Here is a 15,215-nt window from a genome sequence, read left to right on the forward strand (position 1 = left end):
TTAATTGTTGGTAATAAAGGGATTTTGCTCAGAGAGCATCTTCGCCTGTTTCACCGGTACGAATACGTATTACCTGTTCCAAATTGCAAACGAAGATTTTGCCATCTCCAATTTTGCCACTGTGAGAAGCCTTGCTGACTGCGTCGACCACTGCTTCTAACTGATCATCGCTGACGGCTACTTCCAACTTAGTTTTTGGTAGAAAATCAACAACGTACTCAGCACCGCGATACAACTCTGTATGTCCCTTCTGGCGACCAAAACCTTTTACTTCGGTTACAGTGATCCCCTGAACGCCCATTTCAGACAGTGCTTCGCGAACTGCATCTAACTTAAATGGCTTGATAACAGCTGTTACTAACTTCATGCCTTCCCCCTTTTATTTACCTATTGGATTGGGCGCTGCTACTAACAACTGCCCAGTCCGCTCACCCGGTGTGAATTCTCACCCACGCCGTAAAAGAAATGGCCCGACCGGTAAGCTCACTGGTAAGCGGGCACCCACAGGCGCCCGCCCTACAGCGTCACTAATCTTTGTTGATTAGAAACCTTTAGACCAGGAGACCCACACGATAGGATCGTCTTCACCTGACTCCTCATCGGCAGCGCTCAGAGAGACAGCGATGTCACCCCAATCATCCAATGATTTGCCCAGATCCAGCTGCAGGTAGCCGTAACTTACGTCACCAACGGCAGCATCACCGTCGTAATCGAAGTCGTAGAAGCCGTAAGTACCACCAATGCTCCAGCCTTCGCCCAGGTCGAAAGAGGCACCAACGTAGTAGTGCAGATCGCCCTCTACGAAGATTCCCGGCTCTTCAACATCGCTGTTAGCGGTGTAGGAGAGACCGGCAGAGAGGAATTGGAAGCTGAAATCCAGCAGGATTTCGCCAAAGTTGGCATCTTCGATGGTTGGGTAGGTGTAGTAGTTGTAAGTAACGCTGTAACCGAAGTCACCGGCTTCACCACCAAAGCCCAAGTAAAGGTCCATCTCGTTGCTGCCAAAGGCGGTGTTTGACAACCAGGTACCGGCGAAGAAACCACTCTCGTTGGAGTAGTCGATACCACCGGAAACAGCAGCGCCGTAGCCAGTTTGGGTAACACCACGCCATACGTAGTCACTAGCAACTGCTATGTTGGTGCTGATTTCAGCTTGTGCAGTTGCGCTAATGGCAGCAGCAGCCACGGCGGAAGCAAGTAAAGTTTTTGCCAATTTCATTCGTTGATCTCCAAATGTGTGCTCTATAGTTTTTCTTAAACGAAGCAGGAGGACACAACCCCAAGCCCGCCCGCCAAACTAGCACTTGATGTGCCAAAAACAAAAAAGTCTCGAAATTTCATATGGTTATAAGGAATATAGGGTTCTAAGCCCTTTTCAAAAGCAATAACACCCGCCGAAAACCGCCTTTGATGGTGGATTCAACGCTGCAACAATGCACCAATAAAATACACCAGCCACCCGCACGGTGCATATTTTCCTACTACGAGTAAGCAAGGGCGGGGTTTAGTCCGGGTATCCTCACTCTAACACCCAAAAAGCTGACCAATTGACTCTATATATTTGTAGTTTTTCTAACAAAATGGGTTTTCGGGGAGTAAAACTCCGCTTCTTCCGTGAATCAATCTCACACAACGCACCATAATGGATCCGATAATGATTTTGCGCCCCAAACTAAGGAGATAATCTCTCCGCTGGCGAACAGTCGCCGTTTCGCATTAAACTGCCAACCATGAAAACTCTCTTCGACAACCCCCTGCTTGACCGACTGCGCGAGCTCAACACCCCCAGCGCGCTTGAGCCGGTGAGCTCCGCACTGACGCAACGGCTGCTTGATCGCTACCAATTGGTCAGCCGCCAGGAGTTCGATGCCCAAAGCCGTCTTCTGGAAAAAACAGAGCAACACGTGCTCGAACTTGAGGCGCAGCTAGCGGAACTAGAGGCCAAACTGCAGGAATCCCCCTGATAGAATTGTCATAAGGTGGCATTTTTTCCGAGCGCTTAGCACAGAACTGCATGTCTTCCATGCCTAAGCCAGAGCCGCTCACTCGTGTCCCTTGCCATCATCCACTCCCGCGCCCTGCTGGGCGTTAGCGCACCACCGGTTACCGTCGAGGTTCACCTCTCCGGCGGCCTCCCAGGACTCTCCATCGTTGGCTTACCCGAGGCCGCCGTCAAAGAAGCGAGAGAAAGGGTGCGCAGCGCACTGCTCAATTGCCATTTTGAATACCCCGCCCGCCGCATCACCATCAATCTGGCTCCCGCCGATCTTCCCAAGGAGGGCGGGCGCTACGACCTAGCCATCGCCCTGGGGATATTGGTCGCCTCTAATCAACTGCCAGCCACCGGACTGGAGAGCATGGAGTTTTTAGGGGAGTTGGCACTGGGCGGGGAGTTGCGGCCGGTCACCGGAACTATTCCGGCGGCGATTGCCTGCAAGGCACTGGGGCGAGAGCTCTACCTACCCCAGGCCAATGGCGATGAAGCTGCACTGGTCTCTGATTTACGCGCCTACGTGGCTGGCGATTTGCTCAGTTTGTGTGCGCATTTGCGCGGCCAGCATCGCTTGCCGACACCATCACCGCAACCCCTCAACAAGCAGCCCAATGGCCCCGACCTACAGGACGTTCGCGGGCAGGAACAGGCTAAACGGGCACTGCAGATTGCCGCCGCCGGCTGCCACAACCTTCTTTATTATGGGCCACCCGGCACCGGTAAAACGCTACTGGCTAACAGGCTACCCGGTATTCTGCCACCACTGTCAGAAGAGCAATTGCTCGCGGTGGCTGCTGTATATTCGGTCGCCGGCCTGCCGCGTAGCTTTCAGGGGCTGCCGCCCATCCGTCACCCCCACCACACCGCGTCGGCGGTTGCCCTGGTGGGTGGTGGCAGTAACCCCAAGCCGGGGGAGATCTCACTTGCCCATCATGGCGTGTTGTTTCTGGATGAGTTGCCGGAGTTTCAAAGAACGGTGTTGGAGGTTCTGCGCGAGCCGCTGGAGTCTGGGCGAATCGATATCTCCCGCGCCAACCGCCGGGTCTCTTACCCCGCCCAGTTCCAACTGTTGGCGGCGATGAATCCCTGCCCCTGCGGCCACTACCCGGAACCCCGCTGTAGTTGCACACCGGACCAAGTTCGCCGCTACCGCACCAAAATCTCCGGGCCACTGCTCGACCGAATCGACATGCATGTACCGGTAAAGTCGCTCAAACCAAGCCAGTTACAATCGTTGCCAGAGGGGGAGAGCAGCGCCGATGTGCGCCAGCGGGTTATTGCCGCCCAAGGGGTGCAGCACGGGCGACAGGGGAAGCTTAACAGCGAGTTGAGTGGCTCAGAGCTGATGGCATACTGCCAGTTGAGTACGCCACTGGCGCAATTTCTTGAGGCGGCTACCACCAAGTTGGGCCTATCGGCCCGCGCCTACCACCGCATTTTACGGGTGGCACGCACCATTGCCGACTTGGCCAATGATGCCGATATCAGCCGGGGGCATCTGGCCGAAGCTATTGGCTACCGCCAACTCGACCGGATTGCCGGCGGTTAGAACTCATAACCAAAGGGGTTGGTTTTATCCCTGCGATGAACCCCATCGCCATCCTCCCGCTCAACGCTGACCCAAAAATCGTCAATCGCTCCGCGCCCATCCACCTGACAGGTCACGTAGTTATTGGTGCTCTCACCTTTTTTGCTGTTGCGAATTTGGGCAGAAAAGAAGACCAGATAGAGGCTTCGCTCCTGGTCATAACGGGTGGAAAGGTCATCGATTCCGTAGCTGTGCAGACTTTCGCCAACGTACTGCTTCAATTTGGTTTCGCAGACTAGATAGGCATCGGTCAACGTGACATTTTTATAGCCGCCAGCGCCTGTCTCCTGGCCCTGGAACTTGAGCACCGTGAACGAGGTAATGCCGACCGAGGTAAATACCAGGCAGACAAAAACCAGAATAATGATGAGCTGGGAACGGTTGTTTTTCGATTTACGTGCCATTGACGACCTTAGTTTAGGGCTAATAACGGGCACGACTGCAAACCGATGGAAAACAGAAAGCGCCGCTTCAAGTTTAGACGCTTTCGCAGATAGTCAGCGGGCTTTGCGATAATTCCCGGCTAGGCGATGACTAGCGGGCCCGCCATTACCAGCACTCCCTCTATTTATAGGTATGCTATAGGCATGGCCCCACACATTATTGCCCCGCATCGGCAGCCGGCCGATAGACCCCAAAATTGATATGCCCCTCGGCCGCCAACTCTCCGGCATGCAAACGGCTCATTACCCCTTGATCACAATAGAGCAGATACTGCTGCTTGGGCGCCAGCTCCTCCAGCGAACGCGCTAGCTGATAGAAGGGTATGGTCAGCACCTGCACCCCTGGAATCAGCAATGGTTTAACCTCCTGCTCATTGGGATGACGAATATCGATCACCACCGCCGCCGTCGGCACATAGGCGAACTCATCGACCGGCACCTCCTCGGCGGGGGTCAGCAGGTCGATAATGCTCTCCACCTTGGCCTCGGTTACGGCGCTGTCGAGCACTGCAAAATCGAGTAGCGCCTCGTCGGCCAGCACCCGCTCCAACTTGGCCCGGGTGGTCGGTTTTTTGGAGATGACCCCGCAATACTCCGGCATGCTGGCGGCATACTCCTCGGTACCGATAGCCCGCGCCAATTTGATGATATCGCCCTTGTCCGTGGTAATCAGTGGCCGCAGCACCAGGGTATTGGTCACCTCATCAATCACCGCCAGGTTGGTCAGGGTTTGTGAGGAGACCTGCGCCACCGCTTCGCCGGTGACCAACGCCTGGATTTTCATCCGCTCGGCGATTTGGCTGGCGGCGCGCAGCATCATCCGCTTGAGGATTACACCCATATTGGCGGGCGGCACCTTGGTAAGGATCTCAGCGACCACCGACTCAAACGGCACAGTAATAAACCGCACCAAATGGGAAGCGCCGTATTTCTGCCAGAGATAGTAGGCCACCTCTTTACAGCCAAGTTCATGGGCGCGCCCACCCATATTAAAGAAGCAGTAGTGGGTACGCAGACCGCGCTTGATGGTGAGATAGCTGGCCACCGTGGAGTCAAAGCCGCCGGAGATCAACGACAACACCGGGTCCTGGGTACCCAGCGGAAAGCCCCCCAAGCCCGGAACCTCCTGGCGCACAACAAAGAGTCGATCATCTTTGATCTCGAGCTTTACCGTGACATCGGGCTCCTTTAACTTCACCCCCCCCGTCACACAGTTTTGATTGAGACCACCACCGACATAACGCTCCACATCAATCGAGGCGAAGTCGTGGTTGCCGCTGCGCTTAACGCGCACACAGAAGGTTTTACCGGCAAGCTGGTCGCCCCATACCGAAGCCGTTGCCCGGTAGATATCGTCCTGGGTAGCAAAGTCGAAGGCATCAACGGCATAGAAGAAGGCGATACCAGGGGTTTGCGCCAACACAGTGCTGACCCTAGCCTCCAGCTCCTCATCGTCCGGGCCGGAGATCTCCAGCTTCTCCCAGTCGCGGCGCACCGAGAGCTCCCGGCTCAGGCGGCGCAGCAGGTGGTGCAGGTTATCCTGCAGCTGACGAGTGAAACGCTTGCGCACCGGCGCGCTTTTGATGGTGATCTCGGGAAACAACTTAACAATGAAGTGCATAACGTCTGGCGTGTCGATGGTTACAAAGCCGCCTAGTATAAACCAACCACCTCTAAAGCAGAGGCCCACACTCATCCATCCGCCATAAACCGAGCCGAAAAATATCACTGCAACAGGCTCTTTTCAGCGGGCCGGCGATTGGTTAGCATGGGCCGCCAACGCCAGCCTCGCCTGCCCCCTTATATAGGGTCGCTATTGGTGCAACCATGTAACACCAGCCCCAATACGATGCAGGCAACCCCTTCGAAGTACAAACCCACACGTTGATTTTTCGAAGAATTATTCAAACGCTTCATCTGCCGGCGGATGGCACAGAGATTGCCTTATTATGATGCACCCAATACAAACCTCTAGCTAGAGGTGCACACTTAGGGGAAGATCACACACCATTACACCGGGCAGTAAGCGCCAACTATAAGCTTTACACCCATCTATATATATCTGGCACAGCCATTTTGGAGGAATACATGTCAGAGCAGACTCTGAAACTCATTACTGATAACGAAGCCAAATGGATCGACCTGCGCTTCACCGATACCAAAGGTAAAGAGCAGCACGTTACCATCCCAGCCTCTGAAGTTGACGAAGACTTCTTCACCGATGGCAAAATGTTCGATGGCTCATCCATTGCCGGCTGGAAAGGCATCAACGAATCCGACATGATCCTGATGCCTGACGATTCCTCAAGCTTCCTGGACCCGTTCACCGACGAAGTCACCGTTATTATCCGCTGCTCCATCGTTGAGCCTCTGACCGGCGAAGGCTACAACCGCGACCCACGCTCCATTGCACAGCGCGCCGAAGCCTACCTGGTAAGCACCGGCCTGGGCGACACCGCTTTCTTCGGTCCAGAACCTGAGTTCTTCATTTTTGACGACGTCAAATGGGGCGCAGACATGTCTGGCGCTTTCTACAAAATCGGCTCTGAAGAGGCAGCCTGGTTCTCTGGCGTTGAACTGACCGATGGCAACATGGGTCACCGTCCTGGCATCAAAGGCGGTTACTTCCCAGTGCCCCCTGTCGACTCCCTGCACGACATCCGTGGCGCCATGTGTAACGCCGCCGAAGCCATGGGTCTGGTCATCGAAGTACACCACCACGAAGTGGCTACCGCCGGCCAGTGTGAAATCGGTGTTGGCGCCAACACCCTGGTGAAAAAAGCCGACGAAGTACAAATTCTGAAGTACGCCGTGCACAATGTTGCCGCCGCTTACGGCAAAACTGCCACCTTCATGCCTAAGCCTCTGGTAGGCGACAACGGTAGCGGTATGCACGTTCACCAATCGTTCACCAAAGATGGCGCCAACCAGTTTGCAGGCGACGCCTACGCTGGCCTGTCTGAACTGGCTCTGTACTACATCGGCGGCGTAATCAAGCACGCTAAAGCACTGAACGCTTTCTGTAACGCCTCCACCAACTCTTACAAGCGTCTGGTACCTGGCTTCGAAGCTCCGGTTATTCTGGCTTACTCTGCCCGTAACCGTTCTGCATCTATTCGTATTCCGTTTGTCTCTTCTCCGAAAGGCAAGCGTATCGAAACCCGCTTCCCAGACTCCACCGCCAACCCATACCTCTGCTTTGCTGCACTGCTGATGGCTGGCCTGGACGGCATCAAGAACAAGATCCACCCTGGCGATTCTGCCGATAAAGACCTGTACGACCTGGAGCCGGAAGAACTGGCCGAGTACCCAACTGTTTGTGCCTCTCTGGAAGAAGCACTGGTAGCTCTGGATGCCGACCGTGAGTTCCTGAAAGCTGGCGGCGTATTCGACGACGACATGATTGACGCTTATATCGAACTGAAAAAAGAAGATATCCAAGCGATCAACATGACCACTCACCCACTGGAATTCGGCCTCTACTACAGCTGCTAATTCCTATTGGTGAATGCACCACGTCAGAGCCTGGCTCTGGCAAAAAAAAGCCCCGGCCAACACCGGGGTTTTTTTATGCACTATTTATGGCACTCAACCAAGAATCCAGACTGCGAAACTATGCACAAATTTATCGCTCATATTAAGGTGGCATTGCCTTCACCAGCACACTAACATTGCCTTAAATGCCAATTTGGGCCGCCAAGAGAACACACCATGACTCGATTCGCGCTTCGCCTCACCACCTGCACCTGCCTCACCCTGCTGTTGGCCTGGACAAACCAGGGCTACAGCCAGAGCACGGTCTACAAGCATGTCGACGAAGCCGGTAACGTGCTCTACTCAGATAGCCCACAATCATCCGATGACGAGCCGGTAGCGCTGCCTCCCATCAATACCCAGCCGGCACCCAGCGTATCCAGCACCTCGAGCCGCAAAGCCGTAAACGAACAGCCGGAGTATATCCTCGAGATCAGTCACCCCAAGCACGACACCACCATTACTCCCGGCCAGACAGAGGTGATGGTTAGCGGCCACCTTTCACCTGGCGCCCGGGAACCGCTGCACTTCGAACTACTGCTGGACGGCGACAGCTACAGCCAAAACAGCTCCCCCTCCTTTCTTATCAGCCCTATCTATCGCGGCACCCACACACTGACCATTCGCGCACTTGATGAATATGGCGACACGGTGGTCACCTCGGAAAGCATCCAAATCCATGTAATCAGGCCGACAGTTTCAAATTAGGGCGACAGCGAATAAGGCGCACCAATAATGCGCACAAAAGTATATGTGACCACAATAGGACCATCGACAGCTAACACCCGGCACAGGGTGCACCTCTTTGGTTCGGTTCTTGCTTTCTGTGCTTGAATTGTTACCAGCACTTTGGAAAGAATGAGCGCCGACCCCAACTATAAATTGCTACTCGACAGCCTCAGTACCGCCGTGGTTGTGGTTAATAGCAAGCTGGAAATCGGCTACCTAAACCCCACAGCCGAAGCACTGCTGGCGGTGTCTGGCGAACGTATCCTGAAAAGCCCTGTTACCAACTTCTTTTTGGAGACAGAGAGCGCCATCGCCGCCATGGAAGACGCGGTGCGCTACCAACACCACTACACCAAGCGCCGGGCCAAGTGGCAGCTGCACAATGGCCAGCTGATCACGGTCGACTACTCAGTCACCCCACTTCAGGATCCACCGGGTTTGGCACTGGAGATACAACCCCTCGACCGGCTGCTCAGAATCAGCCGCGAGGAGGCGGTTATCTCCGCCCAGGAGACCACCCGCAACCTCGTGCGCGGCCTGGCCCACGAGATCAAAAATCCACTGGGCGGGATTCGCGGGGCAGCTCAGCTGCTGTCGAGAGAGTTGCCCAACCCACAGCTGCATGAGTACACCGACGTCATCATCGATGAGTCCGACCGCCTGCGGAATCTGGTCGACCGTATGCTTGGCCCGCGACAGCTGCCCAAATGGGCCAAAATCAATATTCACGAGGTACTGGAACGCGTCGCTACGCTCATCAGTGCCGAGAACATTGGCTCCGACCAGAGCCACAAGGTAACGCTCAAGCGGGACTACGACCCCAGTATTCCGCAGTTGCCCGGCGACCAGGAGCTGCTGATCCAATCGGTGCTCAACATTGTGCGTAACGCCATGCAGGCGCTGTCGGAGTCGGCCACACCCGGAGCCACCATTACCCTGCGCACCCGAATACAGCGCCAATTCAGTATCGGACGGCAGAGTTATCCGCTGGTCTGCCGCATCGATATTCTCGATAACGGCCCCGGCATTCCGCCGGAGATCATTGAAGATATCTTCTACCCAATGATCTCCGGGCGCGCGGAGGGGTCCGGTCTTGGACTGGCCATCTCCCAACAGCTCATCAATCAGCACAACGGTCTGATCGAATGCGAGAGTCGACCGGGCAACACCATTTTTTCAATTTATTTACCGATGGAAATTTCTCATGCCGAAACCTAACAGTGTTTGGATTATCGACGACGACAAGTCAATTCGTTGGGTACTGGAAAAGTCACTGCAACAGGCCGGAATTGAAACCCAATGTTTCGAAACCGGCGATGCCGCCCTGGCCGCCAGTGCCAGTGGCAACAAACCCGATGCGGTACTGAGCGATATTCGCATGCCCGGCATTGATGGCCTGGCGCTACTGGAGAGCTTGCACGTCAAGTATCCCAATCTGCCCATTATCATCATGACCGCCCATTCCGACCTCGACAGCGCGGTAGCGGCCTACCAGAGCGGTGCCTTCGAATACCTGCCCAAGCCGTTCGATGTCGACGAAGCCCTGGCAGTCACCCGCCGCGCTCTGGCCCACGCCGAGGAGCAGAGCCAATCGTCGGTGCCTGAGACGACTGCCGCCAAGGTGCCGCAAAGTGGCGATATTATCGGTGAAGCACCGGCGATGCAGGAGGTGTTCCGCGCCATTGGTCGCCTCTCACAATCCAATATTACAGTGCTGATCAACGGTGAATCCGGTACTGGTAAAGAGCTGGTCGCCCGCGCCCTGCACGAACACAGCCCGCGCCGCAACCAGCCGTTTATTGCCTTGAACATGGCCGCTATCCCCCGGGACCTGATTGAATCTGAGCTGTTTGGCCATGAGAAGGGCGCCTTTACCGGTGCCGGCGGCCAGCGCCAGGGCCGCTTCGAACAGGCCAATGGCGGCACCCTGTTTTTGGATGAGATTGGTGATATGCCCGCCGATACTCAGACCCGACTGCTGCGGGTGCTGGCCGATGGCGAGTTCTACCGGGTTGGTGGCCATACCCCGGTGAAGGTGGATGTGCGCATCATTGCCGCCACCCACCAAAACCTGGAAGAGCTGGTTAGCGAAAACCGCTTCCGGGAGGATCTGTTCCACCGCCTGAACGTTATTCGCATCCATATTCCACGCCTCTCCGACCGGCGCGAGGATATCCCCAAGCTCGCCAAACACTTCTTCCAGAAGGCCGCCGCCGAACTGGGTGTCGAGCCGAAAATCCTCACCGTCGAAACCGAAAAGTATCTGTGCAGCATCGCCTGGCCCGGCAACGTACGGCAACTGGAGAACACCTGCCGTTGGATTACCGTCATGGCCTCCGGCCGCGAAGTGCACGTGCAGGATCTGCCACCGGAGTTGATGGAACACAGCCGTGAAGTGGAGCCTTCAGGGGATTGGAACAAAGCGCTGCGCCACTGGGCCGACCAGGCACTGGCGCGCGGTCAGAGCGATATTCTCTCGGAAGCGGTACCCATCTTTGAACGGGCCTTGATTGAAACAGCACTGAAACATACCGCCGGGCGTAAACGCGACGCCGCCAATCTGCTGGGCTGGGGTCGCAACACCCTGACGCGCAAGTTGAAAGAGCTGGGTATGATTGAAGCGGGGGATGACAACGGCGAGGATTAATCCCCGCCGTTAGCGAGCGCTGGCAACCAGCATTTAATTGGCCGGGTTGGCCGCCGCTTCCTGTTGTGCCTTGGCAACCGCCTGGGCGAAGAGGGCATCGAAATTGACCGGCGGCAGCATCAGGGCCGGGAAGCTACCCTTGGTAACCGTACTGTCGATCGCTTCCCGCGCGTAGGGGAAGAGAATTTGTGGGCAGGCGGTGTTCAGTGCCTGGGTCAGTTGCTTACCTTCCAAACCGGCAATGGTAAAGGCGCCGGCCTGCTGTACTTCCACCAGAAACGCCGTTTCATCTTCCAGTTTTACCGTTACCGTCAGCGTCAGCACCACCTCGTAGAGATTCTCATCGATACGGGTTGCCTTGGTGTTGAGCTCCTGGTTGATGCTCGGTTGCCACTGCTTGCGAAACGCCTGGGCACCCATGGGCGCTTCGAAAGAGAGATCTTTGATGTAAATTCGCTGCATGGCGAACTGCACTTGCTGGGCAGCTCCTTCAGTGGACGAATTGGCTTCATTGTTGGATGGTGCTTGATCTTCAGCCATGGTGCTGCCTTGTTCCTTGTTACTCTAGGTTAAAATTGCTCGGTGCAGACGTTACGCAGAGAACGCCCGAGTTGCAGTGATAAGCCGGTTTACGCCGCTCACACACATTCAGGCAATTGTGGGGATGGTTTGTGAAATTTCAATGGCTAACAGACGATTCTTATCAGACTGCCCGCTGCCCGGCGTCGACAAGCATGGCATCCAGCTCGCCAGCCCGCTCCAAGTCATACAGATCATCACAACCGCCAACATGGAGATCGCCAATCCAGATTTGCGGCACGGTCGACTGGCCACTTTTGCGCATCATCTCCTGGCGCAATGGATAGTTGCCATCGACGGGAATCTCCTGGAACTGCACTCCTTTCGACTGCAACAGATTTTTGGCTCGAATGCAGTATGGACAAAAGCGAGTGGTGTAGATAACTACTGACATATCCTCACCTGTAACTACGACTACTGATCAATTCAACCGATGCTGAACAAACCACTCAATAAAGCTATTTAGCGACTTAATTACTTAACTACTGGCAATTTTTGGGCCTGCCATTCGGCCATACCCCCTTCCAAGCGGGCCACCTGATAGCCCAACTTGACCAGTTCACGGCCTGCGGCACCCGTGTGCTGCCCCATTTTATCGGTCAGGATCACCGTTTTACTCTGGTGCTTGGCCAGCTCCGCGAGGCGATCTTTCAATTTCGCGTAGGGAATATTGATCGCTTCACTGATATGCCCGGCTTTAAAGTCGCCACTGTCACGCAGATCGACCAGCACAGCCTGGTCGTTGTTGAGCAGGCGGGTGGCCTCATGGGTAGAGACGGAATTACCGCTGCGGCGCTTTTCATTCCAGAAATAGAGAATCACCAGGGCCAGCAACAGGCTCACCAGCAACCACTGTTCGGTTGCAAATGCCACAAAATTTGTCACGCAAACTCCAATTTATCATTGATATATTCCCGGCCTCCCTTGGGGCCGGCCGGCAGTATACACCATGGCGATAAACTGCACAGAAGCGGACGGAAACATTTGTATTTTAGGCTCAGTTTTGGTTAGCTCACGGCACTTAATGGCAATTCACTAAGGCACTTATGCTGCGCAAATATCTTCTTCCCCTACTGGCACTGGCTGTGGTCAGCGCTCACGCCGATGAGGCCAGCGAATATCAGGCCAAACTGACCGAACTGAAGCAACTCATCGAGCAGCTGCAGACGCAGCTGAAAGAGGTGAAAGGCACCAAGGATTCGCTCACCCAACAACTGGCCACCAGCGAAACCGAAATCGGTGATCTCACTCAAAAAATCCGGCAACTGGAACAGGAGCTGGCCCAGCAAAAAAAGCGACTAGCGCTGCTCCATGAGCAGCGCGATCAACTCCAGTCCCGCAAAGCCGAACAGAGCCAGGCAGTAGCCGACCAGCTCGCCTCGGCCTACAAGCTCGGCAACCAGAGCCAACTCAAAGCCCTGCTCAATATCGACGACAGCCAGCAGGTGGCCCGCATCCTGCGCTATCACGAATACATCGTGCGCGCCCGCAGCGAGAAGATCAGTGAGTATCGAGCCACGGTTAGCGAACTCGACCAGGTCAGCGACGACATCACAGTGCAGGCCTCTGCTCTGGAACAGCAGGCCGAGCGGCTGAAGGAGCGCCAGGCGCGACTGAAGAGCCTCAACCGAAGCCGCCAGCAGACCATCGCCCGCCTCGACCAGGAGAGCCAAACCACCGAACGCAAAATCGCCAAACTCGGCGCCGAGCGCAAAGAGTTGCAGCAACTGCTTGAGCAGGTCTCGCGCCTGATTGTGGATATCCCTATCCCCAGTGATCTACAGCCCATACAGAAGCTGAAAGGCAAGCTCGCCTGGCCGGTTAAAGGGCGTATCAAATACCAGTACGGCAGCCTGATTGCAGGCGGGCCGCTCACCTGGGATGGCGCCCTGATTGAGGTATCCGCCGGCACGGAAGTGAACGCCATCCACGGTGGCCGGGTGGTCTTTTCCGACTGGCTGCGCGGCCAGGGACTGCTACTGATCATCGACCACGGCAACGGATATGTCAGCCTCTATGGCCACAACCAAACGCTCTATAAAGAGGTAGGGGATTGGGTAAAGGCGGGGGAGGTGATCGCGCTAGCCGGCGCCAGTGGCGGCCAGAAACAAGCCGGGCTCTACTTTGAAATACGCCACAATAATGAACCGCAGAACCCCAAATTATGGTGCAAAGGCTAGAATAAAAAGTGCCACCGGCCTTAGGATGAGCGTATTTATCGGTAATAGCTTGCTTTTATAGCACTTTCACCCCACCTTGATCTCTAACCTAGATGAATTGACCCTGCGGGTAGCCTCTACAACCAGAGCTACATCGCAGCGAATGGCCACCACGCACTCAGGCACCGCTAGGAGAATGCCCATGAATTTCCGTTTTTGGCCCGCCATTTTGTTGGTATTTGCCACCACCAGCTGGGCCCAAACCTCCAGCGAAGACGACGCCGCCCAGCTGCCCCTGGATGACCTGCGCACCTTCACCAAGGTCTACTACCAGATCCGCAGCACCTACGTCGAAGAGATCTCCGACCGCGAGCTGCTCGAATACGCCATTAAAGGCATGTTGAGTGAGCTCGACCCCCACTCCAACTACCTGGATGCCAGCTCCTTTGACGACCTGCAGGTAAACACCACCGGTGAGTTCGGTGGCCTGGGCATTGAGGTGGGCATGGAGAACGGCTTTGTTAAGGTGATCTCCCCCATCGACGACACCCCCGCCTCCCGCGCCGGCCTGCAGGCCGGTGACCTGATCATCACCCTCGATGGCAAACCGGTGAAAGGTATGTCCCTGAACGACGCCATCGAATTGATGCGCGGCCCGGTGGGCAGTGAAATCGATATCACCGTGGTGCGCGACGGTGTCGACCAACCCTTTGATGTCACCCTGGTGCGCGACACCATCAAAGTGCGCAGCGTGCGCTCACGCATGCTGGAACCAGGCTACGCCTACCTGCGTATTGCCCAGTTCCAGTTAAAAACCGGCGAAGACATGGTCGATGAGCTCAACAAACTGAAAGCCAAAAACCCCAATCTGAAAGGGGTGGTGCTCGATCTGCGCAACAACCCTGGCGGCATTCTGCAGGCTTCGGTGAAGGTGGCCGACGCCTTCTTAGAAGATGGCCTGGTGGTCTACACCAAGGGCCGGGTGGAAAACGCGGATGTCGAGTACCGGGCTACCCCGGGCGATGAGATCAACGGCATGCCGCTGGTGGTGCTGATCAACGGTGGCTCCGCCTCCGCCTCCGAGATTGTCGCCGGCGCCCTGCAAGACCATGGCCGCGCCGTCATTATGGGCACCGACAGCTTCGGCAAAGGCTCTGTGCAGACGGTAATTCCAATCAGTGAAGATCGCGCCATCAAACTGACCACGGCACTCTACTTCACCCCCAACGGCCGATCCATTCAGGCTCAGGGTATCGTGCCCGACATCACTGTCGAGCGGGCGCAAATCACCAACCTGGAAACACCGGAAGCGCTAACCGAAGCCGACCTGCGCGGCCGCCTGGATAACGCCAACGGTGGCGAGGCACGCGACGCTAAAACCCGGGAGCGAATCAATCACGACACGCCGGATCTCGCCACCCGTGACAACCAGCTCTACGAAGCCCTTAACCTGCTGAAAGGCATAACCATTTTTGCCAAGCGGGATAACAGCACCAGCTCCACGCAAATGGCAGACAACAGCACTCAGCAGTAGCTCGGCTCA

The 15,215-nt window shown here is 55.8% G+C and carries 15 protein-coding genes; 8 read left to right on the forward strand and 7 right to left on the reverse strand.

The window, feature by feature from the left end:
• Nucleotides 1–28 precede the first annotated feature (28 nt).
• The gene (glnK, locus tag SBL51_RS17585; RefSeq protein ID WP_317932414.1) at nt 29–367 is read right to left on the reverse strand and encodes a P-II family nitrogen regulator; all 339 of its coding nucleotides are present in this window, start codon (nt 365–367) and stop codon (nt 29–31) included.
• A gap of 174 nt (nt 368–541) precedes the next feature.
• Nucleotides 542–1,219, reverse strand: coding sequence for a TorF family putative porin (locus tag SBL51_RS17590; RefSeq protein WP_317932415.1), 678 nt, complete (start codon nt 1,217–1,219; stop codon nt 542–544).
• 511 nt (nt 1,220–1,730) lie between these two features.
• On the opposite strand from SBL51_RS17590, the gene SBL51_RS17595 reads away from it, so the two are divergent.
• Complete coding sequence (locus tag SBL51_RS17595) at nt 1,731–1,964, forward strand: accessory factor UbiK family protein (protein ID WP_317932416.1); 234 nt, start codon at nt 1,731–1,733, stop codon at nt 1,962–1,964.
• Nucleotides 1,965–2,048: 84 nt separating this feature from the next.
• A complete protein-coding gene (locus SBL51_RS17600) occupies nt 2,049–3,542 on the forward strand; it encodes a YifB family Mg chelatase-like AAA ATPase (RefSeq protein WP_317932417.1) in 1,494 nt (497 codons plus the stop codon).
• Here SBL51_RS17600 and SBL51_RS17605 read toward each other — a convergent pair.
• Nucleotides 3,539–3,985, reverse strand: a complete 447-nt coding sequence (locus SBL51_RS17605; protein WP_317932418.1) for a hypothetical protein — start codon at nt 3,983–3,985, stop codon at nt 3,539–3,541. The two genes, SBL51_RS17600 and SBL51_RS17605, sit on opposite strands and share 4 nt — an antisense overlap.
• A gap of 196 nt (nt 3,986–4,181) precedes the next feature.
• The gene (thiI, locus tag SBL51_RS17610) at nt 4,182–5,645 is read right to left on the reverse strand and encodes a tRNA uracil 4-sulfurtransferase ThiI (protein ID WP_317932578.1); all 1,464 of its coding nucleotides are present in this window, start codon (nt 5,643–5,645) and stop codon (nt 4,182–4,184) included.
• A 467-nt stretch (nt 5,646–6,112) separates the two neighbouring features.
• On the opposite strand from thiI, the gene glnA reads away from it, so the two are divergent.
• The 4 genes from glnA (at nt 6,113) to glnG (ending at nt 10,934) form a co-directional block, all read left to right on the forward strand.
• Entirely contained in the window at nt 6,113–7,519 is a 1,407-nt protein-coding gene (gene glnA / locus SBL51_RS17615) for a glutamate--ammonia ligase (protein WP_317932419.1), read from the forward strand.
• Nucleotides 7,520–7,735: 216 nt separating this feature from the next.
• Entirely contained in the window at nt 7,736–8,266 is a 531-nt protein-coding gene (locus SBL51_RS17620) for a DUF4124 domain-containing protein (RefSeq protein ID WP_317932420.1), read from the forward strand.
• Nucleotides 8,267–8,416: 150 nt separating this feature from the next.
• Complete coding sequence (gene glnL / locus SBL51_RS17625; RefSeq protein WP_317932421.1) at nt 8,417–9,505, forward strand: nitrogen regulation protein NR(II); 1,089 nt, start codon at nt 8,417–8,419, stop codon at nt 9,503–9,505.
• Nucleotides 9,492–10,934, forward strand: coding sequence for a nitrogen regulation protein NR(I) (gene glnG / locus SBL51_RS17630; RefSeq protein WP_317932422.1), 1,443 nt, complete (start codon nt 9,492–9,494; stop codon nt 10,932–10,934). Before glnL ends, glnG begins: the two co-directional genes overlap by 14 nt.
• A gap of 33 nt (nt 10,935–10,967) precedes the next feature.
• On the opposite strand, the gene secB is transcribed toward glnG, so the two are convergent.
• The 3 genes from secB to SBL51_RS17645 all read right to left on the reverse strand — a co-directional run bounded on the left by secB (nt 10,968) and on the right by SBL51_RS17645 (nt 12,398).
• Complete coding sequence (secB, locus tag SBL51_RS17635; protein ID WP_317932423.1) at nt 10,968–11,474, reverse strand: protein-export chaperone SecB; 507 nt, start codon at nt 11,472–11,474, stop codon at nt 10,968–10,970.
• A gap of 163 nt (nt 11,475–11,637) precedes the next feature.
• A complete protein-coding gene (grxC, locus tag SBL51_RS17640) occupies nt 11,638–11,907 on the reverse strand; it encodes a glutaredoxin 3 (RefSeq protein WP_317932424.1) in 270 nt (89 codons plus the stop codon).
• Between the two features lie 80 nt (nt 11,908–11,987).
• Entirely contained in the window at nt 11,988–12,398 is a 411-nt protein-coding gene (locus SBL51_RS17645) for a rhodanese-like domain-containing protein (RefSeq protein WP_317932425.1), read from the reverse strand.
• Nucleotides 12,399–12,559: 161 nt separating this feature from the next.
• On the opposite strand from SBL51_RS17645, the gene SBL51_RS17650 reads away from it, so the two are divergent.
• Both SBL51_RS17650 and SBL51_RS17655 read left to right on the forward strand, forming a co-directional pair.
• Nucleotides 12,560–13,693 (forward strand): murein hydrolase activator EnvC family protein, encoded by a 1,134-nt coding sequence (locus SBL51_RS17650; RefSeq protein WP_317932426.1) that lies wholly within the window; start codon nt 12,560–12,562, stop codon nt 13,691–13,693.
• 181 nt (nt 13,694–13,874) lie between these two features.
• On the forward strand, nt 13,875–15,206 hold the full coding sequence (locus tag SBL51_RS17655; protein ID WP_317932427.1) for a S41 family peptidase: 1,332 nt from the start codon (nt 13,875–13,877) through the stop codon (nt 15,204–15,206).
• The last annotated feature ends 9 nt before the right edge of the window (nt 15,207–15,215 follow it).

It is taken from the genome of Halioxenophilus sp. WMMB6, assembly GCF_033283405.1.
Lineage (GTDB): Bacteria > Pseudomonadota > Gammaproteobacteria > Pseudomonadales > Cellvibrionaceae > Halioxenophilus.